Origin of the sequence: Vibrio sp. L85, from assembly GCF_963871815.1 — a bacterium.
Lineage (GTDB): Bacteria > Pseudomonadota > Gammaproteobacteria > Enterobacterales > Vibrionaceae > Vibrio > Vibrio harveyi.
The window spans coordinates 1-2,108 of the sequence record NZ_CAWMYL010000152.1; the positions used below are offsets into that span (position 1 = coordinate 1).

Consider the following 2,108-nt stretch of genomic DNA (forward strand, 5'->3'; position numbering starts at 1 on the left):
TCTACAGAGGATTAAGTCTTTTTAGAGGGGAAAATCCCTAGAACCCCATCTCCAAACATATCAAGCGTGTCTGTATCCCACTCTATTGTAAACAAGACATTTTTATCTTTTATATTCAATGGCTTATTTTCCTGCTAATTGGTAATACCATGAAAAATACCATGCTCAGAAAAGGCTTAACAATATTTTGAAAAATTGCCTACTGAGCGCTGCCGCACAGCTCCATAGGCCGCTTTCCTGGCTTTGCTTCCAGATGTATGCTATTCTGCTCCTGCAGCTAATGGATCACCGCAAACAGGTTACTCGCCTGGGGATTCCCTTTCGACCCGAGCATCCGTATGAGACTCATGCTCGATTATTATTATTATAGAAGCCCCCATGAATAAATCGCTCATCATTTTCGGCATCGTCAACATAACCTCGGACAGTTTCTCCGATGGAGGCCGGTATCTGGCGCCAGACGCAGCCATTGCGCAGGCGCGTAAGCTGATGGCCGAGGGGGCAGATGTGATCGACCTCGGTCCGGCATCCAGCAATCCCGACGCCGCGCCTGTTTCGTCCGACACAGAAATCGCGCGTATCGCGCCGGTGCTGGACGCGCTCAAGGCAGATGGCATTCCCGTCTCGCTCGACAGTTATCAACCCGCGACGCAAGCCTATGCCTTGTCGCGTGGTGTAGCCTATCTCAATGATATTCGCGGTTTTCCAGACGCTGCGTTCTATCCGCAATTGGCGAAATCATCTGCCAAACTCGTCGTTATGCATTCGGTGCAAGACGGGCAGGCAGATCGGCGCGAGGCACCCGCTGGCGACATCATGGATCACATTGCGGCGTTCTTTGACGCGCGCATCGCGGCGCTGACGGGTGCCGGTATCAAACGCAACCGCCTTGTCCTTGATCCCGGCATGGGGTTTTTTCTGGGGGCTGCTCCCGAAACCTCGCTCTCGGTGCTGGCGCGGTTCGATGAATTGCGGCTGCGCTTCGATTTGCCGGTGCTTCTGTCTGTTTCGCGCAAATCCTTTCTGCGCGCGCTCACAGGCCGTGGTCCGGGGGATGTCGGGGCCGCGACACTCGCTGCAGAGCTTGCCGCCGCCGCAGGTGGAGCTGACTTCATCCGCACACACGAGCCGCGCCCCTTGCGCGACGGGCTGGCGGTATTGGCGGCGCTGAAAGAAACCGCAAGAATTCGTTAACTGCACATTCGGGATATTTCTCTATATTCGCGCTTCATCAGAAAACTGAAGGAACCTCCATTGAATCGAACTAATATTTTTTTTGGTGAATCGCATTCTGACTGGTTGCCTGTCAGAGGCGGAGAATCTGGTGATTTTGTTTTTCGACGTGGTGACGGGCATGCCTTCGCGAAAATCGCACCTGCTTCCCGCCGCGGTGAGCTCGCTGGAGAGCGTGACCGCCTCATTTGGCTCAAAGGTCGAGGTGTGGCTTGCCCCGAGGTGATCAACTGGCAGGAGGAACAGGAGGGTGCATGCTTGGTGATAACGGCAATTCCGGGAGTACCGGCGGCTGATCTGTCTGGAGCGGATTTGCTCAAAGCGTGGCCGTCAATGGGGCAGCAACTTGGCGCTGTTCACAGCCTATCGGTTGATCAATGTCCGTTTGAGCGCAGGCTGTCGCGAATGTTCGGACGCGCCGTTGATGTGGTGTCCCGCAATGCCGTCAATCCCGACTTCTTACCGGACGAGGACAAGAGTACGCCGCAGCTCGATCTTTTGGCTCGTGTCGAACGAGAGCTACCGGTGCGGCTCGACCAAGAGCGCACCGATATGGTTGTTTGCCATGGTGATCCCTGCATGCCGAACTTCATGGTGGACCCTAAAACTCTTCAATGCACGGGTCTGATCGACCTTGGGCGGCTCGGAACAGCAGATCGCTATGCCGATTTGGCACTCATGATTGCTAACGCCGAAGAGAACTGGGCAGCGCCAGATGAAGCAGAGCGCGCCTTCGCTGTCCTATTCAATGTATTGGGGATCGAAGCCCCCGACCGCGAACGCCTTGCCTTCTATCTGCGATTGGACCCTCTGACTTGGGGTTGATGTTCATGCCGCCTGTTTTTCCTGCTCATTGGCACGTTTCGCAACCTGTT

2 protein-coding genes are annotated in these 2,108 nt (G+C 54.9%); both read left to right on the plus strand.

What is annotated here, in order from left to right; all coding sequences use genetic code 11:
- The first annotated feature begins 378 nt into the window (after positions 1-378).
- Positions 379-1,194: a sulfonamide-resistant dihydropteroate synthase Sul2 gene (gene sul2, locus AACR11_RS15305; protein ID WP_001043260.1), complete on the plus strand. Its 816-nt coding sequence runs from the start codon at positions 379-381 to the stop codon at positions 1,192-1,194.
- 60 nt (positions 1,195-1,254) lie between these two features.
- Positions 1,255-2,058: an aminoglycoside O-phosphotransferase APH(3'')-Ib gene (gene aph(3'')-Ib / locus AACR11_RS15310; protein WP_001082319.1), complete on the plus strand. Its 804-nt coding sequence runs from the start codon at positions 1,255-1,257 to the stop codon at positions 2,056-2,058.
- Positions 2,059-2,108: the final 50 nt, after the last annotated feature.

Excerpts from the sequence above, each read along its gene's own strand:
- sul2 (WP_001043260.1), top strand. The coding sequence starts at position 379 with ATGAATAAATCGCTCATCATTTTCGGCATCGTCAACATAACCTCGGAC.